Origin of the sequence: Parasutterella secunda, from assembly GCF_023336895.1 — a bacterium.
Classification (GTDB): Bacteria; Pseudomonadota; Gammaproteobacteria; order Burkholderiales; family Burkholderiaceae_F; genus Aphodousia; species Aphodousia faecalis.
This window is the reverse complement of sequence record NZ_JAMBLT010000001.1, coordinates 115,882-137,903: the sequence shown is the minus strand read 5'-3', so window position 1 is coordinate 137,903 and position 22,022 is coordinate 115,882. Positions and strand designations below refer to the sequence as shown.

The window sequence follows — 22,022 nt, the reverse complement described above, 5'->3', positions numbered from 1 at the left end:
GTCAAGAAGTTACTTGTCGGTTTTATCAGAAAGAACGTGATCTCCGTCGAAGTGCGGAATAAATTTGGCACTATCCGTGCGCCCCACTTGTATAAAACCCTTGGTGATACCAATGTTTCTCGCATGACGCACAACTTTTTGATATTCCAGTGTTGTCAGCGGACGGTTGATTTCCGGATGTCTGCAGGCTTTAAAGAGCGGCATGTATTGATTCATAATCGAAACATACACTTGGTCGCTAAAAGTTTCATGAATCCAGTCTAAACAACGGCAACTGTCGCGCCATTGCCAAGGCAAGACAAGATGCCGAATGATAAGCCCACGTCGAAGTTGTCCGGAACCGTCAAGCTCTGCCGGTCCCGTCATTTCGAACATTGCACGGATTGCCTCAGAGGCATAGTCAAAGTATTTTGAAACTCCCGAATATTTCTCACCGAGGCGATTGTCAAAATATTTAAGATCCGGAAGAAAGATGTCAATGAGTCCCGAGAGCATTCGTAGAGTCTCGGGCAGTTCATAGGCGTTGGAGTTGTAAACAATAGGCAGTGTTAAACCGCGCTCTTTTGCCGATAGTAAAGCTTCTCGGATTTGCCGCGTATAGTGACCTGGTGTGACGAGTTCAATACAGGATGCCCCGCGCTCGGCTTCTTCAAGGAAGATGTCTGCTAGACGTTGGGTCGAAATTTTGATTCCATTGCCTTTTGCACTAATTTCGTAGTTTTGACAAAAGCAGCAACGCAGATTGCAGTGTGAAAAAAAGATTGTTCCAGCGCCTTTTTTGGCTTCAAGAATCGGCTCTTCCCATGCATGCAAACTGACGAGGGCAACTTCAATATCGTCGCTTGCTCGACAAATACTACGCTTTAAGCCTTCGGGTGTGGAGCGATCTGTGTTGCAGTGACGCGGACAAAGGTTGCAGATCATATTGGTAGAAAGCCGGAAGACGGATGTCGTTGAAATATTTAACTGTTAAGGCAGGAGCACATGGTGGAGGCGGCGGGAATTGAACCCGCGTCCAGAAATCGTCCACAGCTGGATCTACATGTTTAGCTAAAACATTTAAAAAATCTTATTTCGCTTCGCGCCCTTTAGCCGGCTCTGACGAAACCAGACACTTTAAAATCTCAACACCCCCACAGTGTCCTCAGGGATGTCCAGCCTGTATGATATGAAACCACTGCCGGCGAACCGGCCCGGTCTAGAGGCAAACCGGTGTGGTCCTCGCCTTAATTAGGCGGCGAGAGCGAAACGCTTATTGTTGGCGTTTATTTTGTTTCCAGCGGATTTACAAGGTGACTGGACCTTGACATGCACCAAGCCACTTCGTGACCCCTGTCGAAACCAGGTCGCCCCCATGTGAACTTGTCGGACTGCTAATTATGGATGATTTTTAGAAAAAATGCTGAATCTACGCTGAACCATTTGTTTTTTCTGAAAAAATACTCATCAAATTACTGCGATCATCTCATTTTTGCATTACAATGCGCTTCACTTTTGTTTGATAACAAAGTGTTTCAAACGATTTATCGTTTTTATTTTTAATAAATCGTGCCGACTTAAACGGCGCAAGGAATTATGGCAAAAGAAGATCTAATTGAAATGAGCGGTGTGGTGCTTGAAGTTTTGCCCGACGCTCGCTACCGCGTAAAGCTTGATAATGGCCATGAACTGGTTGCTTACACGAACGGAAAAATGCGTAAGCACCACATTCGTATTTTGGCCGGTGATAAAGTCTCTTTGGAACTGTCCCCTTATGATTTAACAAAGGGACGCATCACGTTCCGTCACATTGAAGGTCGCCCGGCTGCAGCGCCTGCCGCTGGCGCTAATAATCGCCGCCGTTAATACTCCAACAGTTTGTTGTATTGCTAAGGACGCCTGAGGGATTCGGGCGTCCTTTGTTTGCGTGTACAATCATCGCAATACAACTTCTTTACCTGATCGCACATTATGGAATTCGAGCTTTGGTATCTGATCGTTGTGCCCGTCTTGTTTGTTGCGGGTTGGTGGTTTAGGGGTCTAGACCAACGACAACGCGAGAAAGAACATGAACCCGCAACCTATTACAAAGGAATCAATCTGCTGTTGAACGATCAGCCCGATAAGGCCATTGATGCGTTCATTGAAGTGGTCCGATTAGATCCTGAAACCATTGAATTGCATCATGCATTAGGCAATTTATTTAGCCGCCGAGGCGAGTTCGATCGTGCTGTCCGTATCCATAATCACTTGCTCAATCGGGAAGATTTGCCGGAACACGAACGTTCATTAGCTTTATTTGAGTTAGGCAATGATTATCTTAAAGCGGGGATTTACGATCGTGCCGAAGACAGTTTCCAACGTCTTTTAAAAGAACCCGAATACCATTTGGATGCGTTGCGTGCACTTTTGAAGATTTATTGCACCGAAAAAGAGTGGGAAAAGGCAATTGATGTTGCCAATACGTTGGAAAAGCAAGCCGGTGAAAACCATCAAGTGGAGATGGGGCATTTCCATTGTGAGCTTGCTGCGCTAGCTATGCGCGCCAAGCAGTACGATCAGGCCCGTGAAGCGTTACAAAAGGCTCTGCAAGTTGATCGCCATAGTGTTCGTGCTCTCATCATGCTGGGTAACTTGGCCATGTTAAACAATGATCCTCAAACGGCGCTTTTACACTGGTCAAAGGTGGAAACGGTTTCGCCCGATTATTTACCCTTGGTCATGGTGCCGATGGCTCAAGCCTATGAAGCGTCTGGCCAACACGAGCAGGCTATGAATTTGGTCCATCGCGCTCTGGAAGATCACTCCAGCGTGGAAACTCTTTCGATTGCCTTGGACTTAATTGTTAAAAGTGAAGGGGAGCAGGCGGCTCAAAAGTTCCTCAAAGAGGAGCTTGTTCGTCACCCGACATTGTGGACGTATGAGAAGCTTGCAGAGCTTCGCTTAAAAGATCATCCGCAAGACTCGGAGCTTCAATTATTAATCTCATTGTTAAAGCCTTACGTGAGCAGACCCGGACGCTATCGCTGCTCTCATTGCGGCTTTAAGGCTAAAGGTTTCCAATGGCTTTGCCCGGGTTGTTCTTCTTGGGGCAGCTACTCTCCCAAGCGGGAAGAAGAAAGTTAAGAAAAAGAAGTCCGAAGGTACAAAATCAAATCTTCGGACTTTTTTGTAATTATTTACATTTTTAAAGGCTTCTCGTCACACTCTTTCGGGCAACATTGCGTACACTTCACTTTCATGTAATGCCTTTATTTCTAGGGAAATTCAATGTTTAAACGAATCGGTTTGTTCATCTTGACCAACTTGGCTATTTTGGTGATGTTGTCCATCATCCTGAACCTGGTGAGCTGGTTCTTTGGTGTGGACTTCTCACAAATTGCGGGTGCCGGTCAGAATTATGTTTCACTTTTGATTTTTGCTGCAATTATCGGTTTTTCGGGCTCAATCATCAGTTTGTTGATGAGTAAGACGATTGCCAAAAATTCGATGGGAGTCCAGCTGATTGATGTTGATCATCCTCGCAATGAAGTAGAACGCTGGTTGGTTGAAACGGTCGCTAAGCTTGCCAAAATTAAGGGCGTGGCGATGCCCGAGGTCGGCCTTTATCACGGAGAACCCAATGCATTTGCAACCGGTCCTTCGAAGAATAATTCCCTGGTTGCCGTGTCCGACGGATTGTTGGCCAGTATGAACAAAGAAGAGGTCGAAGCTGTTTTAGGACACGAAATGAGCCACGTGGCCAATGGTGACATGGTTACGATGACCTTGATGCAAGGCGTCATTAACACGTTTGTTGTGTTCCTTTCTCGAGTAATTGGCAACATTGTTGATCGTGGCATTTTGCGCAATGAAAGTGATGCGCCGGGCGCAGGCTACTACATTACAAGCCTTGTGTTGGATATGGTTTTGGGACTTTTGGGCTCGATGTTGGTGGCCGCTTTCTCGCGCTACCGCGAATACAGGGCCGATGCCGGTGCCGCTCAAGCGCTAGGCTCTCCCGCTCCTATGATTAACGCTTTGGCTCGTTTAGGCGGAATGCAAACCTCTGAGTTGCCGGGCAATGTGAAGGGTTTTGGTATCAGCGGAGGAATGGGTTCTTTGTTTGCAACGCACCCGCCGATTGAAGCACGCATCAAAGCGCTTCGTGAACTTCAAAACTGATTTAAGTATAAGAAAGCCCAAGGCCTGCCAAAACGGTGGGCCTTTTGTTTTTTAAGCTTGGGAATTAAAAAAGGGGAAGAAGTTGATGGGGTGGGAAATGGGACTCGAACCCACGACAACCGGAATCACAATCCGGGACTCTACCAACTGAGCTATTCCCACCATCAAACTTTTGGCCCGCCCGACAGGATTCGAACCTGTGACCCTCGGCTTAGAAGGCCGATGCTCTATCCAGCTGAGCTACGGGCGGCTCGACAACTGTCGAAACGTGGTCGGGGCGAAGGGATTCGAACCCCCGACATCCTGCTCCCAAAGCAGGCGCGCTACCGGACTGCGCTACGCCCCGCCTCAAGTGCGAATCAGCATTATGCAGGAAAAAATAATGAAACGCAATAGTAAAGAGCATTTTTGAATCAAGAAAATCCAAATTGCTACAATCCACGAACCAAAATTGGATTCAGTCAGAAGGAGCAGATGTTGTGAAATGGTTATGCGCAGGGCATGAATTAGATACAAAAGTTCCCCTAATTATGGGAATTGTCAATGTAACGCCTGATTCATTTTCCGATGGCGGAAACTACGCTACGGAAAAACAGGCGGTGGCTCACGGGTTGGCGCTCTTACGTGAAGGGGCTGATATCCTTGATATCGGCGGTGAATCGACAAGGCCTGGTGCGGCCCCTGTTAGTGAGGCAGAGGAACTGGATCGGGTTATGCCTGTTGTGCAAGAACTGGCAAAAAGCGGAGCCATTATTTCTGTGGATACCAGTAAAGCCGTGGTGATGAAGGAGGCAATCAAGGCAGGGGCACACATCATTAATGATATTCGTGCACTGCAGGAGCCCGGAGCTTTGGAGGCGGTGGCAGAGACTGATGCAGGTGTCTGTTTGATGCATATGCAAGGGGCACCGGCGACTATGCAAAATAACCCTAACTATCGTCATTTGATTGAAGAGGTCGAGCAATTTCTAATTCAACAGGCTCTACGGGCAGAAAAGGCCGGAATTGCTCGGGAAAGAATTTGTTTGGACTACGGTTTCGGCTTTGGGAAAACAGTAGAGCAAAATTTTGAGTTATTGGCTCATACGAATTATTTTGCTCGTCTTCCTTACCCCATTTTGGTCGGCCTATCCCGAAAATCCAGCATAGGCGCTGTGACCGGGCGAGGTGTGCATGACCGATTGGTAGGATCGGTAACCGGCGCTTTATTGGCTGCGCAGCGCGGTGCTTCCATCGTTAGGGTTCACGATGTGGCAGCAACGCGTGATGCGTTTAAAATTTGGCTTATGACAGAAAATCAAAGCCATAAGGATTGATGTTATGACTCGTAAGTATTTTGGTACCGACGGTGTGAGAGGTCGTGTCGGTGAAACGCCTATCACGCCGGATTTTGTGATGAAGTTAGGACAGGCGGCCGGTCGCGTTCTGAGACGTCGTATTGATGGTCGTCGTCATGTTCGCGTTGTGATCGGCAAAGATACGCGTGTTTCTGGGTACATGTTGGAAGCCGCGCTTCAAGCCGGGTTCTCAAGTGCAGGCGTTGACGTGGTGTTGTGCGGTCCGATTCCGACCCCTGCGATTGCCTATTTGACCCGTGCTCAAAGGGCTGATGCCGGGGTGGTGATCAGCGCCAGCCACAACCCTTACCATGACAACGGTATTAAATTCTTTTCTGAGTCGGGGACAAAACTTCCTGATGAAGTGGAATTGGAAATCGAAGAAGAGTTGGACAAGGGCTTTTCCTGTGTGGACAGCCGAGAACTGGGTAAGGCTTGGCGGCTTGAAGATGCTTCGGGTCGATACATCGAATTTTGTAAATCCACGATTGACAGCACAGTCAATTTAAAAGGGTTGCGCATTTTAGTGGATTGCGCAAACGGTGCCGCCTACCATGTGGCGCCTGCGGTTTACCATGAGTTGGGGGCAGATGTCTTTACGGTGGGTGATAGCCCGGATGGCTTTAATATCAACGATGGCGTTGGCGCAACGCACACGGAATCCCTATCAAAGAAAGTATTCGAACGTGGCTGTGATGTCGGTATCGCTTTGGATGGTGATGCGGATCGTTTAATCATGGCCGATGCCAACGGTCATGTATACAACGGAGACGAACTGCTTTATGTGATGGTTCGTGACCGCATGATGCATGAAAAAGTGTTGGGTGTTGTTGGCACGTTAATGACAAACTACGCACTCGAGAAGCGTTTCGCAGAGTTGGGAGTTGATTTTGTTCGTGCAAAGGTCGGTGACCGTTACGTTCTGGAACAGTTGAAAGCGCGAGATGGTTGGCTTTTCGGCGGAGAAACATCCGGTCATCTGTTGGTCTTGGATTGTCAGACAACAGGTGATGGGATTGTCAGCAGCCTGCAGATTTTGGCGGCCATGAAACGTCAAGGAAAGACTCTTGCAGAGTTGACAGAAGATCTGAAGCTTTTGCCGCAGGTATTGATCAATAAACGAATCGAAAAGGGGTTTGATTGGAAATCCCATCAACCCATGAAAGAGGCGGTAGCTAAGGCCGAAGAAAAACTCAGTGGTCGCGGACGTGTTTTGATTCGGCCGTCGGGAACAGAGCCGCTTTTGCGAGTGATGGTCGAAGCCGATGATAAGGCGTTAGCTCAAACACTGGCACAATCCATCGCTGATACGCTTTGATTGAAATTGCAAGTTTCCTTACTATGAAAGGGCCGCGTTTTGCGGCCCTTTGTCAGAGGATCAGTTCATCAACCAATTCAAAAGAGGCGGAGCGATCATAGGGGCTGCAAAAGCAGTGATGATGCCTGCCAATCCCATCGCTAGCCCAGAGAATGCGCCTGCCTTGTCGCTGATCTGAAAGGCTCTGGAAGTGCCCATTCCGTGAGCGGATACGCCCAATGAGAAGCCTTTTACGTAATCTTTTTTAATACGAAAGAGCTTAAAAAGAGGTGAGGCTAATAATGAGCCGACAATACCTGTTAACACCACGATGCCGGCAGTAAATTCAGCGATGCCTCCCATTTTTTCGGAAATCCCCATAGCAATCGGCGTGGTCACGCTCTTAGGAGCCATGGACATAATGCTCTCAAAAGAAGCGTCAAAAAGAACTCCCAGCAAAACAGTTGACACAACACCGGTAATGCAGCCAACAACTACCCCGATTAAAAGTGGAGCCCAAAGCTTGGCAAGTCGGCGGCGTTGATCAAACAGTGGAACGGCAAGCGCAACAGTAGCCGGTCCCAAAAGGAAATGAACAAATTGGGCGCCGGCAAAGAATGTTTCGTAGTGGGTATCGGTGGAAAATAAAATCCCCAACAAAATAGCTACTGCGATTACAAAAGGTGAAAGCAGCGTGATGTAACCGCTTTTTTGGTAGACCCAAATGCCAATCTGATAAGCCACCAGTGTTAGACAGAGCCAGAGGACGGGGTTTTGGGCGAGATGTTGCCAAAGTAAGTCAATCGTCATCATCAACTCCCAGCAATTTGGCGCTCCATTGAATGGCAAGAGCGGTTACAACCATGGTGATGGCAGTACCGATGACCAAAATGGCTGCAATGGCAACCCATTCAGAGGAAATTCGATCCCAGTGTCTGACAATTCCTACTCCGGCGGGCACAAACAAAAGAGCCAAATGCGCCAGGAGTACAGAGGCGGTCAAACGAACCCGCTCAATCAAATCATCTTTGATTAGAAAACCAATGAGCAGAAAAATCATGCCGAGTACAGGTCCAGGTATGGGCCAGCCGAATCCATAGGATAGAGCTTCGCCGATTAACTGCAACATTAGGAATAAGGCGATAGAAATTAACATAAAAACAGACCAGAAAATGGGAGGTCGAATTTTGTCACTATCAAAGAAAAAAATCTATGAAAAGTTGCTTACAAATGCTTAAAAATAGTCTGGTTTATCCTGATTCCAATACGGAAAGGAGAGGACGAGAATAATTTTGATCGGTTTGATCAAAGTCTATTGCCGAATGGAGGTTGTCTATGCGAAAAACTCGTTGTGCATTTGCCGTCGGACTTGCATTGGCTGCTGGTGTTGCGTACGCCGTGGTGCCACAGGTGAGCTCCGATGTGAAAAACGCTACTGAAACGATTTATAAAGATCCGGTGATGCAAAAGATGCTTACGGAACTCACGAGTGACGAAAACGCGCAGTTCCGCTTCAATACGCATATGGAAGTGGCCCGTATTGCTTCACCATCGCGTTCTGAAATGCGTCGTGCAGAAGAGTTGGCTCGCCGAATGGTTGAAGAGTGGGGATTTGATAAAAAAGACATCATGACAACGCCCGAAGGCATCATTAAGGGCGCAGGTATTCAAAAAGTAGACGGATTGCCGGTCTACAACGTCTGTGTGCGAATCCCGGGTACTTATTCTCAAGAAAAAGGAGCTCAAAGCTATAAGGGCCAATTCCCGAAGGTGTTGCTTGAAGGCCATACGGATACCGTGAATCCGGCCAAGTTGCCTCCGAAGAGCAATCCGTATATGCCGGTGAAATTGCAAAAGGCTTCAGAAGCAATTGTTTCTACGCCTGAAGCATTAGCGGCGATTAAAGATGAATTGCATTTCGATAAGAACGGCAAGATTATTCAGGACGAAAATTACAAGAAGGCCTACAAACGTTATGCCAGCCTAGAAGATGCTCAAAAGAAGGGCGGCTATCGTATTTATGTTCCGGGTTTTGCCGATGCCATGGGTAACACGACCGGTGTGATGACCGCCGCCATCATGATGAAAAAGTACAACATCAAGCCCGTCTACGATATTTGGGTTTGCGGTACAACCGGTGAAGAAGGCAAGGGCAATCTTTGCGGTATGAAGCAACTCTACGGTTATAACCAAGATACAGGCAAGGGCAATAACGCCTTGAACTTTGTGGCCAATTTCGGTGCCGACTCGACACGTCCGGGTTCCGGCACGCTCAACTACTTAGGCAGTTATCGTTTCGAAGTGAAATACACGGAACCGGCAGGCTATAAGCAAGGCGGCGCCGAAGCTCCGAGCGCTTTGATGGCGATGACTCGGTCAATTGCCAAGATTGCCGACGTGAAGTCACCTTGGGATTTGGATAAAAAGGCTGAAAGAACAACCTATACGGTGGGTCTTGCAAGCTGTGATGCCGCCGCTGCCGGTGAGCGCTCTCGTTCCTGCACGTTGATGGTGGATATGCGTTCGCCGACGCAAGGACCGTTAAGTGCTATTCGTGCTCAGATTGAACCGACATTTAAGGCTGCCTTGGATGAAGAAAATGCCAAATACGGTCTCAAGAGCGGAGACAAGAAGGCTGTGAAGATGGAATTGGTGTGGTTTGGCGACCGTCCGGCTCACCAACGCAAGAATTTCAACGACATCGCTACTCAGATTTATTGGCAAACCGCTCAAACCGTTGGTATTGACAAGATTAAGGAACTCAAGACCAATGCTTCGAGCTTAAACGATAACGTTCCGGCAGCAGTTGGCGTGCCGACGGTGAACTTTAATGTTCATACGGTTGCAGCAAGCGGCGGCGGACATACGTTTAATGAATGGGGTATTCCGGGTAATGCTCAGGATGAAGGCAAGCGCATCTTCCGTATGATTTTGATGGGTTTGACGGCTGCCGGTTATCACACAAGTACGGGTGATGTGGTTAAACCTACGGCCGATCCGATCGGTGCTCGTACGACTGAAGAGATGTATTAATGAGGGAACATCGGGAGAACATTATGAAAGGAAAATTAATTGTTGCTTTGCTGGGTTCTTTTGCCGCTTCGGTGGCAATGGCCGATGTTTCGAGTGTGCTGACGGTGGATATTCAAGGCCCCGGTGGTCACAGTAATGGCGCATACGGCAATACGAATGCCGTGCATGCGGGTGCTCGTGCCATCATGGAAATTGAAAAAGCAATTCCGTCTCAAAAACAGTGCGTGGTGTCCGGTTTTTCCGGTGGCGTCTCTGTTAACGCCATTGCCGCTGACGGTCATTTCAAAGTTTCTCTGAATGCTAAGGATGAGAAGGAAATGGCTCAACTTAAGCAAAAAGTGGAAGCGGCCGTGAAGAAAGGCGTGGATGCGGAAAATGCTTTCCGTTCTGTCAAACCCGGTCAATTGACCGGTGGCGTTCCGGCAGAAGTTCGCTACACCATTAAGTAATTATCTTTGAAGTCTTTGCCGCCCTTTGGTGGGCGGCATTTTTATACTTAAAAAGAATCAAAAAATGAGCTACTAATTAATATAGATCAATAAATTTAAATAATGTTAATTGATTAATATATTTAAATAATAAATAACATTCGTATCAAAAAATGATACGGAGATAAAAATGAAAAAATATTTATGGTTGGCGGATTTGATGGCGCAAACAGTTTTTTCAGTTTGTTTTACGCTTTTGAGTATTGGTGGAGTTCTGACACTGTTGGGAACGATTTGATTGGCGGCGAGGAAAAACAAAAGCCGGCGAGAACGCCGGCTTTTGTTTGGACCAAAGAAGTCTTTAGGACTTGAACGTTTTTCGTTAAGGAGACACAAATAAACGCTCATTGAGCTGGGAGAGATTCTTCCAAACTTGAGTTACCACCCCTTTTTGGCCCTCGTTGTTCAGAAGATCGCTCAAAACTTCTTACTTGAGTCGAACTTTATCGCAGAAATCTTGCGTGAAGCTTACGATTCAGTAAAAAGGTTTGTAATGTGTATATTAATGATAATGATTCTCAATTGCAAGTGTTTTTGAAGAATTTTCCTTATTTTCTAATGTCTCTGTTCGAGGACTTTTGAGAAAGGAAAACAAAGTGCGAAAAATTCGGTAAGATACGAGTTCTTTTAATTTTTTTGGCCGGTAAAGCCATGTCTGAACACGAATTATTACTATCTGATTTTGATTTCGATCTCCCTCAAGATCGCATTGCTCAATTCCCTTTGAAAGATCGTTCTGCTAGCCGTCTTTTGCACGTTATGCCCGATCGTTTGGAAGATTGGCATTTCAGGGACATCGTTAATTTACTTCGACCGGATGACTTGTTGGTGATGAATAACACCAAAGTCATTAAGGCCCGCTTGCTTGGGAAGAAAGAAACGGGTGGCGCCGTTGAGGTTCTTATCGAGAGAATCACCGGAGAAAACACCGCTATCGCGATGGCCCGCGCAAGCAAAAGCCCCAAAGCCGGTACCTATTTGGTATTTGAAGCAGAAGGCAAAGAAGAACGAGTTGAGGTAACGGGGCGAGAAGGTGAGTTTTTTGCGCTTCGTTTTGAGCGTCCTGTTTTGGAGGTGTTGGACTTTTTTGGAAAAGTCCCTCTTCCTCCCTACATTGAGCACGCCGCCGATAAAAGCGATGAGCAGCGTTATCAAACGGTTTATGCGAAAACGCCTGGGGCTGTCGCCGCTCCTACTGCCGGTCTTCACTTTACCGAAGAGGTTATCGAGGCGCTTAAGAAAAAAGGGATTCAAATTGTTTTTGTGACTCTGCATGTCGGGGCAGGAACCTTTCAACCCGTTCGCGTTGAAAAGCTCTCAGAGCACGTAATGCACTCGGAGTGGTACACCATTAGCGAGGAGACAGCAAAAGCCGTCAATCAGGCTAAAAAGGAAGGCAGGCGGGTTGTTTCGGTGGGAACAACCAGTTTAAGAGCACTTGAAAGCGCCGCGGTGCAAAAAGGTGTTCTTCAAGCCGGCGCTCGGGATACCCGACTTTTTATTAAGCCTGGGTATGAGTTCAAAATCATTGACGCGCTGATTACCAATTTCCATTTACCGAAATCAACTTTGTTGATGCTTGTTTCTGCATTGGCCGGTAAGGATCGAATTGACTCTGCATACCAATATGCAATCAAAGAACATTACCGATTCTTCAGTTACGGTGACGCAATGTTGTTGGAGAAGAAACCGGAGTAAATCGTGAGTCTTGAATTTACATTAAAGAAAACCAGCGGAAAAGCACGACGTGGAGAAATGAAACTGAACCACGGAGTTGTGCAAACCCCGATTTTCATGCCAGTGGGAACATACGGCACCGTAAAGGCCATGGCTCCCAATGAACTTGAGGAAATTGGTTCTCAAATTATTTTAGGCAATACTTTTCACCTCTGGCTTCGTCCGGGGTTGGATGTCATCGAAAAGCATGGCGGTTTGCACCAGTTTATGGGTTGGGATAAACCCATTTTGACCGATTCGGGCGGCTTTCAGGTGTTCTCACTCAAAGGTCTTCGTAAGATCACCGAAGAAGGTGTGAAATTTGCTTCGCCGATTAATGGGGATAAATTGTTTCTCACCCCTGAGGTGTCCATGCAAATTCAGCGTGTGCTCAATAGCGATATCGTGATGGTATTTGACGAATGCACGCCCTATAAGATCAATGACCGTCCGGCAACCGAAGAAGAAGCGGCTAAATCCATGCGTATGTCACTGCGTTGGGCCCGTCGCAGCAAAGACGAATTTGTTCGATTGGGTAACCCGAATGCTTTATTCGGCATTGTTCAGGGTGGCATGTATGAACACCTCCGTGAAGAGTCCTTAGAAGGGCTCAAGGAAATCGGCTTTCATGGTTATGCGGTCGGTGGTCTGTCGGTCGGGGAGCCGAAGGAAGAGATGCACCGGATTATGGAAAAAATTGTCTGGCAGCTTCCCGAGGACAAACCTCGCTATTTAATGGGGGTAGGTACGCCCGAGGATTTGGTGGAAGGTGTAAGCCAAGGCATTGACATGTTTGACTGTGTAATGCCTACTCGAAACGCAAGAAACGGCTGGCTCTTTACACGCTACGGCGACATTAAGATCCGCAACAGCAAATACAAAGATGACCTGCGTCCGCTGGATCCGACGTGTGACTGCTACGCCTGCAAGCATTTCTCAAGAGCTTATCTGCATCATCTGCAGAAAGTAAACGAGATCTTAGGTGCCCGACTCAACACCATTCACAATCTGCATTATTACCTGCACCTGATGCAAGAAATTCGGGATGCGCTTGATGCGGATCGTTTTGAGGAATGGAAAGCGGAATTTTACGAAAACCGTGCCCGTGGAGTGGACTAAAAAATCGGGGAAATAGGCAAAAAAAATCAGTCAATTCCCCCGTATAATTAGAGGACTATTTTGTCCGAGTGGATATCGGACGTTTTTTATGGAGTAACTCATGTTTTTTATTTCTGACGCATTCGCCCAAACCGCCGCTGGCGGAGATACAGCCGGTTTGATTACGAGCTTGTTGCCGATGATTTTGATCTTCGTCGCTTTCTGGTTTTTCTTGATTCGTCCGCAGCAAAAGCGCCAAAAGGAACATGCCAAGATGGTTGACGCTCTCACCAAGGGTGATGAAGTGTTAACTGCCGGCGGCATTGCCGGTCGTGTGGTTGAAGTCCGCGATGATTACATGGTTGTGCAAATCGCTACGGTTAAGGAAGAACCCGTCACCTTAACGATGCAGCGCGTTGCTGTGCAAACCGTTTTGCCCAAGGGCACGATTAAGACCTTTTAATTTTTAGAAAAACCCCAAGATCAGTTCATCTTGGGGTTTTCATCGAACCGCCACAGAATCTTTGAATTGTGGTTGGTTCCGTAGCAGAGAGAGCGAGCCCAGCCTGTCGTTCTCTTTTTCAGTTTATTCTGGGGAATAAGACGTGAACCGTTATCCATTGTGGAAATACATCGTCATTGTTGTCGCATTGGTCATCGGTCTGATTTACACGACGCCGAACTTCTTCGGTGAATCGCCTGCAGTTCAGATTTCAAGCCAAAAGGCAACGGTGAAGGTTGATGAACAAATATACGAGCGGGTTCAAAAAGCCTTATCCGGTGCAAACATCACGCCGGACGGCATCTTCTTTGAACAAGGCGCTCAACAATCAACGATTCGAGTTCGCTTCGAGCCGACACAGGCAGAAATGCAGTTGCAGGCCAAAGAAGTGATTGAGCGTGAACTCAATCCCGATCAAGCGGATCCCTCGTTTGTGGTTGCTTTAAATTTGGTGCCTAACACACCGCAGTGGCTCTTGAGCTTACATGCTCTGCCAATGTATCTGGGTCTTGACTTGCGTGGCGGTGTTCACTTCCTGTTGGAAGTGGATATGGATGCTGCCATTGATAAGCGTGCAGATGCCGTTGCTAGCGACTTGCGCTCTCAATTCCGCGAAGAGCGTATTCGTCACGCCGGTATTACGCGCAACGGCACTTCGTTGGAAATCGCTTTCCGCAGTCAAGAAGAACGAGACAAAGCTCGTGACCTTTTACGCAATACGCACAACGATTTGTCCTTGGACGATCGTGATGACGGTCAGATGTACCGTTTAGTTGCAACCATGACGGATGCCTCTTTGCGGGAAGTCCGCGATTATGCGTTAAAGCAGAACATTTCCACTTTACATAATCGTATTAATGAATTGGGTGTGGCAGAACCTGTTATCGCTCAACAGGGAGCCAACCGTATCGTGGTTCAATTGCCTGGTGTGCAAGATACGGCCAAAGCTAAGGAAATTCTAGGTCGTACGGCGACCTTGGAAATTCGCATGGTGGATGACTCTCCCGAAGCTTACGCGCAATTGGCTGCCGGGACCGTCCCGTTTGGCGATGAACGTTATCTTGATCGCGCCGGTGTGCCGATTTTGGTGAAGCGTCAAGTTGTTCTCACGGGTGATAACCTCAACGACGCTCAGCCTGGATTCGATCAACAAACGCAAGAACCGACGGTGAACTTGACTTTGGATAGCCGCGGTGCACGTATCTTCCAGGATGTAACGCGTGACAATGTTGGTAAACGCATGGCTATTATCCTTTTTGAAAAGGGTAAAGGCGAAGTGGTTACGGCACCGGTTATTCGTCAAGAAATTGGCGGAGGACGCGTTCAGATTTCTGGTCGCATGACGGCAACGGAAGCAACGGATACGGCTTTGCTGCTTCGCGCCGGGTCGCTGGCAGCACCGATGGAAATCATTGAGGAACGATTGGTCGGTCCGAGCTTGGGTGCGGCTAACATTGAAGCCGGTTTCCGCTCAACGCTATATGGTTTTGCCGTTGTGTCAATCTTCATGATCCTGTACTACCAGGTTTTCGGCGCGGTGTCAGTATTTGCCTTGAGCTGCAACGTGATGCTTTTGGTGGCATTGCTCTCCATGCTTCAGGCAACTTTGACTTTGCCGGGTATTGCCGCTATCGCATTGACGCTCGGTATGGCTGTTGACGCCAACGTGCTGATTAACGAACGTGTTCGTGAAGAATTGCGCGAAGGACGATCGCCTCAGCAGGCAATTAGCGAAGGCTTTGAAAGAGCTTTTGCAACCATTTTGGACTCAAACGTCACAAGTTTGATTGCCGGTATTGCCCTTTTGATTTTTGGCTCCGGTCCTGTGAGAGGGTTTGCCGTTGTGCACTGCTTAGGTATTTTGACCTCTATTTTCACTTCTGTGGTTGTAAGCCGTTCTGTCATTAATTTGATCTACGGTCGTCAGAAGAAGCTCAAGAAGCTGCATGTTGGTCAAATTTGGAGACCTGAGGACTAGGAAGGAGTGAAGTATGGAGTTTTTTAGAATTCGGCGCACGATTCACTTCATGCGCTTTGACAAGATCTTCAATACGATCTCGTTCATTTCGTTCTTGATCGCGGTTTTCTTGTTGTGTACGCGCGGTTTGGCTTTCTCGATTGAATTCACCGGTGGTACCGTGATGGAGGTGACCTATCCTCAAGCGGCGCCCACGGAACAAATTCGTGAGCAAATCAAAACCTCATTAGGTGTTGAAGCGGCCGTTCAAAATTTCGGAACGGCGCGTGACGTCATGATTCGCTTGCCAATTGTTGAAGGTGAAAGTTCCGGTGAACAAGCCAAAGAAGTGATGGCTGTTTTGAATACAACTGAGCCAGAAGCCAAGATGACTCGTGTTGAATTTGTCGGTCCTCAAGTCGGTGAAGAGCTGGCGACAGACGGTTTAACTGCTTTGATCTTGGTGATTATCGGTATTGTCACTTATTTAGCTTTCCGTTTTGAATGGAAGTTCTCAGTTGCAGCCATTATCGCTAACTTGCACGACGTCATTTTGGTATTGGGTGTGTTCTCATTTTTCCAATGGGAATTCTCGCTGCCGGTGTTGGCGGCACTGTTAGCCGTGTTGGGCTACTCGGTGAACGAATCCGTGATTATTTTCGACCGTGTACGTGAGCACTTTAAGAAGATGCGCCGCATGAGTACGGTTGAGGTGATCGATTCGGCTATTACCGCGACGATGTCTCGTACGGTGATTACCCACTCATCAACCTTGGCGATGACGTTGGCCATGTTCTTCTTCGGAGGTCCGGCTTTACACTACTTCGCCTTGGCTCTTACGATCGGTATTTGTTTGGGTGTTTACTCCTCAGTGTTCGTGGCGGCAGCTATCGCCATGTACTTAGGTGTCAAGCGTGAGGACTTGGTCAAACCGGTCAAAAAAGATCAAGTTCAAGAGATGGTTCCCTAGTTTCAAACCGCTCTAATCCCATTAAAAACGGCGCGTAATGCGCCGTTTTTAATGCAGAGAAAAGGTCGGTGCTATACGCCGTACTTTTCATCTAAGGCTTTTAATTCACCCCGGAGATCCATCAAGTTCCACAGATAGTTCATCACACGTGTGTAGTCTGGATCGTCAGTCGGCATCCAAAAGCCCATGTAGTTCACTGGAGTAAGCGGTTTATCCAAGAACTGAGCGTGCAGTTGCGGATATTTCTTGGCGTAGAGCTTGGCTTCTGCGTTTTCGGTGATCATGACATCACCCTTACCTTCGGCAATTAACTGCGGGATCTCGTAATTTTTTTCGTGCGTCAGGATCTTAGCTTTGGTTAAATTTTGCAAGACAAACTGTTCATTGGTGCCGCCCGGATTTTTAATAACCGTTACGTTCGGGTTATTGAGTTTTTCCAAAGAAGTCAGTTTGTTTTTATTTTTCTTATTAATCAAAGCCACTTTGCCAAAGGGTGCGTAGGCGGGCAAGAAATCACCGGTCACTACGCGAGCCGGAGAGCGTGTAATACCGCCTACAGCCACGTCAAACTTATTGGCGGCCATATCTTTGGCCAAATTCGACCAGCTGGAGTGCACAAATTCAACTTTCCAGCCGTACACATCGGCCATTTTTTGAACAAGTTCAATATCGTGTCCGACAAACTTCCCGTCCTCTTTCATCGAAAACGGACGGTAATCACCGGGCGTGCCGACGCGAAGGACTTTCTTTTCCATAATGTTGTCCAAACGCTCGCCGGCATAAGAAGGAGAAACGGCGCCGAGAGCCAAAGCGCTCAAAAGGGACATAGTCAGGAGAGAACGGGAAAGATTTTTCATAGTTTTCCTTTTTTTGATGTTGGAATAGTTTTTATTTTATGAGCTGGCTTTTCACAAATAGGCCTCTTTTTTTATATCTATAAGGGGCCAGGCTTAAGGGATTTCCCGTGTTGATAGGCATAAATCAGTAATAAAAAAGGCTTGCCGCGGCAAGCCTGATTAAAAGAGAAAAACCATTAAGGCGCTTTTTTATACAAGTCGTAAAGCACTCCTCGGATGACTGTATCCGTGGTTTGCTTACTCAACGATTCAATTGCATCGGGATCGGTCAATGGAGTTGTGTCGTATTCTTTCGGCAGTTTTTTCATTTCTGAAATAACGACATCTTTCCAGAAAGCCGGTGCTTCACTTTCTTCCCAGTATCCGCGTCCACGGCCAAAATGAGCAACGGCTAAGTAAAGCAAAACAGCTTCCAACAAAAAGTTTTGCAAGGCGATTTTGCTCCACGATACTCGAGTTCCATGAACGCCCTTGACTTGGTTATAGGCTAGTGCGGCGCCGGCACCGCCAATGGCACCGATAACCGTACCGAGAAGCGTGCCAAGGCCCGCGCTTAATCCGCCTGTTCCGATATCAGCGGCCAAACCGGTTGCTGCTCCCGCACCGACGGCTCCGACAATAGCAGCCCCCTTAGGATTGGCCGCCGTGTTAATGGTCCAGTCTGTTTTCAGACGACGAAGGATTTCACGTTTAACGCCCGATCCTTCCAGTTGATGAGCATCAATTAGACGCTGAGTCAACGCACAAAGGCAATCGGCCGCTCGCGCTGCCAAAGCGTTTTTAGCATCTTCAATCGGCCCGCTTTGCAGTTTCACGACCCCTAAACGTCGACCCCAATCTTTAACTTGTTCGGTAAGCGAGTAGTTGGACAACTCCTCATGATCAACGGCGAGCTGAGTCATGTAATCGGCAATCGCTTCGATGGATGTTGAGTAAACGGCTCGTCTTTGTCTGCTCCAGGCCTCACGCAACGCTTCAAATGTCACTTTTTGTTCATCAGATAAGACCTCTGCGATGGCATCAAAAAGAGCAAATTCCTGAACCCAACAACGAGCAAAAGCATCCATTGGCAATACATTTTTTACGAGCGGATACTGTCCCATGTAATCCTGCCAACGCTTGAGTTCGGCCTCTTCAATATCTTGTTCGCGGGGCTTACCCATTTGGTTTAGCAACACGATGACCGGCTTGCCAATCCAAGAGAGAATTTGCATTTCAGCCGCGATGTAGGAACAAGCTTGCGGGGATTCGCTGGCGTTGACCAAATAAAGAACCACACTGCTCGTATCTCTGACATGTTTTAATGCCCGTTGATTGAGCCAAAGTGCTTTGTTAGACATACGGTCCCAGACTTCGGACATGAACCAACCAATCGGATTGGCTCTGCCTTCTAACCGTTTGGCTAAACGGACACTGTCGCCGAACCCCGGCGTATCCCACAAGACCAATTCCGAGCATCCGTCACTGGCTCTGATCAGAACGTAATCATCGTTGGTTTCGGTCACGTGTGGGCGATCGGCCACTTCGCCGATGTCTCTTCCCAGTAGAGTTCGCGCAAGAGTCGTTTTACCGATATTGGTGTGAGATACCAGGCTCAAATTGATACGCATGAGTTGTTGATCAGACATAGTTCAGTCCTAGTGGGCTTGCTGGGTTGCAAGTTTTAATTCGTCACAAGTTTGTTGATCGGGGCGGATTCCGCAGTGGTAAAAAACTACAGGCAGCCCAAGGCTTTCAGAGAAATTCTTCCACAATTCCTTGCGTGTATCGATCCGATCAGAAAAATCACCGAAACGCGCCATGTACGAGGACATGTCAACGAGAATAACCAATGGAGTGCTTCCCAATTTGGCTTTGATTTGTTCAAGTGCAACACCCTGGACTTCGTTTTCCGGTGTTGTCGTCGCGTTCATCAGAACCCAAACTTGCTGAGATTGACCTTGGGCTTCAAGCGTCAAGGGCATTTCGTCGGTGTCCGGATTCCAGTGATGAGTTTTTACCTCAGACAGATTAAAGCCAAGTTCCTCGGCGAAACGGTAGATACTTTCGATATTTTGAGGATTATCACTTCGGTCAGAAACTAATAAATCCAATGTCATCGCTTCGGAACGCCACGTTCGCAGGATATCAGCATAGTAACGCTCAGAAAGATCCAACGGGAAGTTCTTTTTCAGTGCATTAATTTGCAGCGTGTGTTTGAGAGCTAAAAGTAAGCGTGGAACCGCCACAAAAACCGCTAGCATAAAAATCATTCGCATCAGCCACAGACCGGCCGAAACATCCACGGCGTTGACCGATAGGCGATCAAAACGCATATTGGCAACATCAAGAATATTAGGCATGGGGCCTAAAAAATTCGTGAAGATGCCATAAGTCAGGGCAATGATTTGATAAACAATATCCGGACTATTGGCAAACCACGTGCTTTCCCAACCGACCGTGTAGGCAGTGCCGACACCTCGAAGCAAAACGCTACAGATCATTCCGAGAACAAAAAAGAGCGCGGCCAAGTGAAAAGCCCGTGCTGCGTAATGCATGACAAAAGGCTGCAGCAATGTCGTAATCGATTTTGTCAAACGGACTTGCTTAATTGTCAGAGCTTTTTCCAAAATACCCAGAGCTGATCTTAAGCCAAGAAAATCCCTTGAAGTCTTATGACGAATGCCGGATATTAGGAGCATGACATAGACGAGAATGTTCCAGAGCAACACACCGAAAAAGGGCAGCGAAAGAAGGTTGATTCTGGAACTTTCAGAAGCAAACTGGTCGGTTAACAGCCCTAAGATAAACGCAATACCTACGAGAGCGGCATTAATCCAGACCGGTGGTGTAAATCGTAATGCGGTGGGTTTGACGGTCGGATTTTTGGCCACAATCATTTTTTCAACGACACGGGCTCTGGCAACGAGAAAAGAAGCTGCGCTCGCGTCTTCTCCAACGGCAAGTGCAGCTTGTCGTGTGGCTCGATTGGCGTCACTGCTTTCCCAATTTAGAGTTGGTGTTTGCTCAAGCAATTTTGCTTCAGTAATGACTTCAGCATCCCTGAGGGAAAAACGCCCTTGTTCAATGTTTTTATATGCCTCACTCATGAATATTTATCCGCGGGGTTAACCCTCTGTATTTTAATGGTTCGAGTCAGATAAAACGCACAGTAAATCAACTAATTTAGTTTAACTGTGAAAATGTTTCCATAATTCAGAAAGTTCACGAGCGCTACCAAGAGGATCATTTTGACCGCAAATGGCAGAGACAACGGCGATTCCTTGAACACCGGTTGTGGCAATTTCAGCAATATGATGGTTTTTAATGCCTCCGATAGCAACAGCGGGAACCGGACACGATTTCATTAATTTTGCTAAACCGTCAATCCCAATGGCCGCTTCGGCGTCCGGTTTGGTTGTCGTTGAGAATACAGGCCCAACACCGACATAATCCACAACATTGGGATCAACAGCCAACATTTGTTGCTCATTGTTGATGGAAAGACCGACAATTTTGTCCGGACCTAGAAATTTCCGAACGATATGAACAGGTAAATCTTTTTGGCCAACGTGAACACCATCGGCGTTGCAAGCTAAGGCAATGTCAAGATCGTCGTCAATAATGAGCGGCACATGATAGGCATGAAGGACATCCTTTAGAGCTAAAGCACATTCGTAGCGACGGCGTTTTTTCCATTGAGGTGCTCGAAGCTGAACAATAGTGGCTCCGCCTTCAATAGCCAGTTCAGCTGTTTTTACCATTCCCATTTTTTCCGTCAGCACAGGATCAAGAACCAGGTAGACGGAGTAATTACAGTTTTTCTTTAACATGAGAGCCGTCTTAAAAGTGTTTTCGCGCGATTGAATAAAGGGCGTCAAGATAGGCGGGATGGAAACTGCCTGGTCCCTGACATTGGGCGGCCGCGGTTTCTGAGGCTCGTTTAGCCATGGTGAGTGCAGCGGCAGCTGCCATTAGGTAATTGTCGCTTTTGGCACAAAATGCCGCCACCAGAGCCGACAGTGAGCATCCGGTGCCGACCACAAGAGTGGTCATGATATCGCCGCCGGCGATGCTGAAAACTTTTTGTCCGTCAGTGACAAAATCAGTTTCTCCCGTGACCGCAACAATTGTTTTGTATTTCAAGGCGAGCTCTTTGGCGCCTTCTACGGCTTGACGGCTGTCGTCTTTGCTATCGACGCCGTGTCCTCCGGCTCCTAGACCGGCCAAATTTAGAATTTCACTGGCGTTGCCCCGTACAACGGTTGGTCCGAGACTTAAAAAGTGAGCAATTTTTTCATCTCGCCATGGTAAAAGGCCGGAAGCAACAGGGTCGAGCACCCAAGGCTTGCCACAGCTCTTGGCTGCTTTAATGGCTAGTGTCATGGCAAGATTGCGGCAATCCGTCAACGTTCCTACATTAATGAGCAAGCAGTCGGCGATGGCAGCAAAATCAGCACTTTCATGTTCATCGATAATCATGGCGGGCGAGGCGCCGGCAGCTAGCAATACATCGGCTGTGATTTCCTGAACAACGTCATTAGTCATGCAGTGCACTAGCGGGTGAGTGTGTACCAAGTGCGAGCAGTATTGGTCAAAAAAACTTTTCTCAAACGGTTCAATCGTAGACATGATAAAACTCGAA

20 protein-coding genes, 3 tRNA genes and 1 other RNA gene are annotated in these 22,022 nt (G+C 47.5%); 12 read left to right on the top strand and 12 right to left on the bottom strand.

What is annotated here, in order from left to right; genetic code table 11:
• Positions 1–9: 9 nt before the first annotated feature.
• Positions 10–924, bottom strand: a complete 915-nt coding sequence (locus M3080_RS00680) for a radical SAM protein (protein WP_249091466.1) — start codon at positions 922–924, stop codon at positions 10–12.
• Positions 925–985: 61 nt separating this feature from the next.
• Positions 986–1,354, bottom strand: a transfer-messenger RNA (tmRNA) gene (gene ssrA / locus M3080_RS00675).
• Between the two features lie 221 nt (positions 1,355–1,575).
• On the opposite strand from ssrA, the gene infA reads away from it, so the two are divergent.
• From infA to htpX, 3 genes are all read left to right on the top strand, one after another.
• The gene (gene infA / locus M3080_RS00670; protein ID WP_022472791.1) at positions 1,576–1,845 is read left to right on the top strand and encodes a translation initiation factor IF-1; all 270 of its coding nucleotides are present in this window, start codon (positions 1,576–1,578) and stop codon (positions 1,843–1,845) included.
• A 105-nt stretch (positions 1,846–1,950) separates the two neighbouring features.
• Positions 1,951–3,105, top strand: coding sequence for a lipopolysaccharide assembly protein LapB (gene lapB, locus M3080_RS00665; protein WP_022472790.1), 1,155 nt, complete (start codon positions 1,951–1,953; stop codon positions 3,103–3,105).
• A 144-nt stretch (positions 3,106–3,249) separates the two neighbouring features.
• Positions 3,250–4,143 (top strand): protease HtpX, encoded by an 894-nt coding sequence (htpX, locus tag M3080_RS00660; protein WP_022472789.1) that lies wholly within the window; start codon positions 3,250–3,252, stop codon positions 4,141–4,143.
• Between the two features lie 86 nt (positions 4,144–4,229).
• Here htpX and M3080_RS00655 read toward each other — a convergent pair.
• The 3 genes from M3080_RS00655 to M3080_RS00645 all read right to left on the bottom strand — a co-directional run bounded on the left by M3080_RS00655 (position 4,230) and on the right by M3080_RS00645 (position 4,489).
• A tRNA-His gene (locus M3080_RS00655) sits at positions 4,230–4,305 on the bottom strand.
• Between the two features lie 11 nt (positions 4,306–4,316).
• Positions 4,317–4,393: transfer RNA gene (locus M3080_RS00650), tRNA-Arg, on the bottom strand.
• 19 nt (positions 4,394–4,412) lie between these two features.
• Positions 4,413–4,489 (bottom strand) — tRNA-Pro (locus M3080_RS00645).
• Positions 4,490–4,673: 184 nt separating this feature from the next.
• On the opposite strand from M3080_RS00645, the gene folP reads away from it, so the two are divergent.
• A complete protein-coding gene (gene folP, locus M3080_RS00640) occupies positions 4,674–5,459 on the top strand; it encodes a dihydropteroate synthase (RefSeq protein WP_249091768.1) in 786 nt (261 codons plus the stop codon).
• Positions 5,460–5,463: 4 nt separating this feature from the next.
• The gene (gene glmM, locus M3080_RS00635; RefSeq protein ID WP_022472787.1) at positions 5,464–6,798 is read left to right on the top strand and encodes a phosphoglucosamine mutase; all 1,335 of its coding nucleotides are present in this window, start codon (positions 5,464–5,466) and stop codon (positions 6,796–6,798) included.
• A 60-nt stretch (positions 6,799–6,858) separates the two neighbouring features.
• Here glmM and M3080_RS00630 read toward each other — a convergent pair whose 3' ends face one another.
• A complete protein-coding gene (locus M3080_RS00630; protein ID WP_309148118.1) occupies positions 6,859–7,587 on the bottom strand; it encodes an LrgB family protein in 729 nt (242 codons plus the stop codon).
• Positions 7,577–7,933 (bottom strand): CidA/LrgA family protein, encoded by a 357-nt coding sequence (locus M3080_RS00625; RefSeq protein WP_022472785.1) that lies wholly within the window; start codon positions 7,931–7,933, stop codon positions 7,577–7,579. The genes M3080_RS00630 and M3080_RS00625 overlap by 11 nt, the downstream gene beginning before the upstream one ends.
• 179 nt (positions 7,934–8,112) lie before the next feature.
• Between M3080_RS00625 and M3080_RS00620 the strand changes: the two genes are divergently transcribed.
• The 7 genes from M3080_RS00620 to secF all read left to right on the top strand — a co-directional run bounded on the left by M3080_RS00620 (position 8,113) and on the right by secF (position 16,541).
• On the top strand, positions 8,113–9,810 hold the full coding sequence (locus tag M3080_RS00620; RefSeq protein WP_249091464.1) for a zinc-binding metallopeptidase family protein: 1,698 nt from the start codon (positions 8,113–8,115) through the stop codon (positions 9,808–9,810).
• Between the two features lie 23 nt (positions 9,811–9,833).
• Positions 9,834–10,259, top strand: a complete 426-nt coding sequence (locus M3080_RS00615; RefSeq protein WP_022472783.1) for a peptidase dimerization domain-containing protein — start codon at positions 9,834–9,836, stop codon at positions 10,257–10,259.
• Positions 10,260–10,949: 690 nt separating this feature from the next.
• Positions 10,950–11,996 carry a tRNA preQ1(34) S-adenosylmethionine ribosyltransferase-isomerase QueA gene (queA, locus tag M3080_RS00610; protein ID WP_249091463.1) on the top strand — a complete coding sequence of 349 codons (1,047 nt, stop codon included), beginning with the start codon at positions 10,950–10,952 and terminating at the stop codon, positions 11,994–11,996.
• 3 nt (positions 11,997–11,999) lie between these two features.
• Positions 12,000–13,133 carry a tRNA guanosine(34) transglycosylase Tgt gene (tgt, locus tag M3080_RS00605; RefSeq protein WP_022472780.1) on the top strand — a complete coding sequence of 378 codons (1,134 nt, stop codon included), beginning with the start codon at positions 12,000–12,002 and terminating at the stop codon, positions 13,131–13,133.
• 100 nt (positions 13,134–13,233) lie between these two features.
• Positions 13,234–13,575 (top strand): preprotein translocase subunit YajC, encoded by a 342-nt coding sequence (gene yajC / locus M3080_RS00600; RefSeq protein WP_022472779.1) that lies wholly within the window; start codon positions 13,234–13,236, stop codon positions 13,573–13,575.
• Between the two features lie 142 nt (positions 13,576–13,717).
• A complete protein-coding gene (gene secD, locus M3080_RS00595; protein WP_249091462.1) occupies positions 13,718–15,592 on the top strand; it encodes a protein translocase subunit SecD in 1,875 nt (624 codons plus the stop codon).
• A 13-nt stretch (positions 15,593–15,605) separates the two neighbouring features.
• A complete protein-coding gene (gene secF, locus M3080_RS00590; RefSeq protein ID WP_249091460.1) occupies positions 15,606–16,541 on the top strand; it encodes a protein translocase subunit SecF in 936 nt (311 codons plus the stop codon).
• A 71-nt stretch (positions 16,542–16,612) separates the two neighbouring features.
• Here secF and M3080_RS00585 read toward each other — a convergent pair whose 3' ends face one another.
• The 5 genes from M3080_RS00585 to thiM form a co-directional block, all read right to left on the bottom strand.
• Positions 16,613–17,398: a transporter substrate-binding domain-containing protein gene (locus tag M3080_RS00585; protein WP_249091458.1), complete on the bottom strand. Its 786-nt coding sequence runs from the start codon at positions 17,396–17,398 to the stop codon at positions 16,613–16,615.
• A gap of 176 nt (positions 17,399–17,574) precedes the next feature.
• The gene (locus tag M3080_RS00580) at positions 17,575–19,026 is read right to left on the bottom strand and encodes a GTPase domain-containing protein (RefSeq protein WP_249091457.1); all 1,452 of its coding nucleotides are present in this window, start codon (positions 19,024–19,026) and stop codon (positions 17,575–17,577) included.
• A gap of 9 nt (positions 19,027–19,035) precedes the next feature.
• Positions 19,036–20,487: a DUF2868 domain-containing protein gene (locus M3080_RS00575; RefSeq protein WP_249091456.1), complete on the bottom strand. Its 1,452-nt coding sequence runs from the start codon at positions 20,485–20,487 to the stop codon at positions 19,036–19,038.
• Between the two features lie 81 nt (positions 20,488–20,568).
• Positions 20,569–21,210 carry a thiamine phosphate synthase gene (thiE, locus tag M3080_RS00570; protein WP_022472773.1) on the bottom strand — a complete coding sequence of 214 codons (642 nt, stop codon included), beginning with the start codon at positions 21,208–21,210 and terminating at the stop codon, positions 20,569–20,571.
• Between the two features lie 10 nt (positions 21,211–21,220).
• On the bottom strand, positions 21,221–22,009 hold the full coding sequence (gene thiM, locus M3080_RS00565) for a hydroxyethylthiazole kinase (protein WP_249091455.1): 789 nt from the start codon (positions 22,007–22,009) through the stop codon (positions 21,221–21,223).
• Positions 22,010–22,022: the final 13 nt, after the last annotated feature.

Bases quoted from the DNA above. Each gene is read 5' to 3' on its own strand.
- lapB (WP_022472790.1), top strand. From the start codon at position 1,951: ATGGAATTCGAGCTTTGGTATCTGATCGTTGTGCCCGTCTTGTTTGTT.
- thiE (WP_022472773.1), bottom strand. From the start codon at position 21,210: ATGTTAAAGAAAAACTGTAATTACTCCGTCTACCTGGTTCTTGATCCT.
- M3080_RS00575 (WP_249091456.1), bottom strand. From the start codon at position 20,487: ATGAGTGAGGCATATAAAAACATTGAACAAGGGCGTTTTTCCCTCAGG.
- queA (WP_249091463.1), top strand. From the start codon at position 10,950: ATGTCTGAACACGAATTATTACTATCTGATTTTGATTTCGATCTCCCT.
- secF (WP_249091460.1), top strand. From the start codon at position 15,606: ATGGAGTTTTTTAGAATTCGGCGCACGATTCACTTCATGCGCTTTGAC.
- yajC (WP_022472779.1), top strand. From the start codon at position 13,234: ATGTTTTTTATTTCTGACGCATTCGCCCAAACCGCCGCTGGCGGAGAT.
- M3080_RS00630 (WP_309148118.1), bottom strand. From the start codon at position 7,587: ATGACGATTGACTTACTTTGGCAACATCTCGCCCAAAACCCCGTCCTC.
- M3080_RS00585 (WP_249091458.1), bottom strand. From the start codon at position 17,398: ATGAAAAATCTTTCCCGTTCTCTCCTGACTATGTCCCTTTTGAGCGCT.
- htpX (WP_022472789.1), top strand. From the start codon at position 3,250: ATGTTTAAACGAATCGGTTTGTTCATCTTGACCAACTTGGCTATTTTG.
- folP (WP_249091768.1), top strand. From the start codon at position 4,674: ATGGGAATTGTCAATGTAACGCCTGATTCATTTTCCGATGGCGGAAAC.
- M3080_RS00615 (WP_022472783.1), top strand. From the start codon at position 9,834: ATGAAAGGAAAATTAATTGTTGCTTTGCTGGGTTCTTTTGCCGCTTCG.
- M3080_RS00680 (WP_249091466.1), bottom strand. From the start codon at position 924: ATGATCTGCAACCTTTGTCCGCGTCACTGCAACACAGATCGCTCCACA.
- thiM (WP_249091455.1), bottom strand. From the start codon at position 22,009: ATGTCTACGATTGAACCGTTTGAGAAAAGTTTTTTTGACCAATACTGC.
- infA (WP_022472791.1), top strand. From the start codon at position 1,576: ATGGCAAAAGAAGATCTAATTGAAATGAGCGGTGTGGTGCTTGAAGTT.
- glmM (WP_022472787.1), top strand. From the start codon at position 5,464: ATGACTCGTAAGTATTTTGGTACCGACGGTGTGAGAGGTCGTGTCGGT.
- M3080_RS00580 (WP_249091457.1), bottom strand. From the start codon at position 19,026: ATGTCTGATCAACAACTCATGCGTATCAATTTGAGCCTGGTATCTCAC.
- M3080_RS00625 (WP_022472785.1), bottom strand. From the start codon at position 7,933: ATGTTAATTTCTATCGCCTTATTCCTAATGTTGCAGTTAATCGGCGAA.
- M3080_RS00620 (WP_249091464.1), top strand. From the start codon at position 8,113: ATGCGAAAAACTCGTTGTGCATTTGCCGTCGGACTTGCATTGGCTGCT.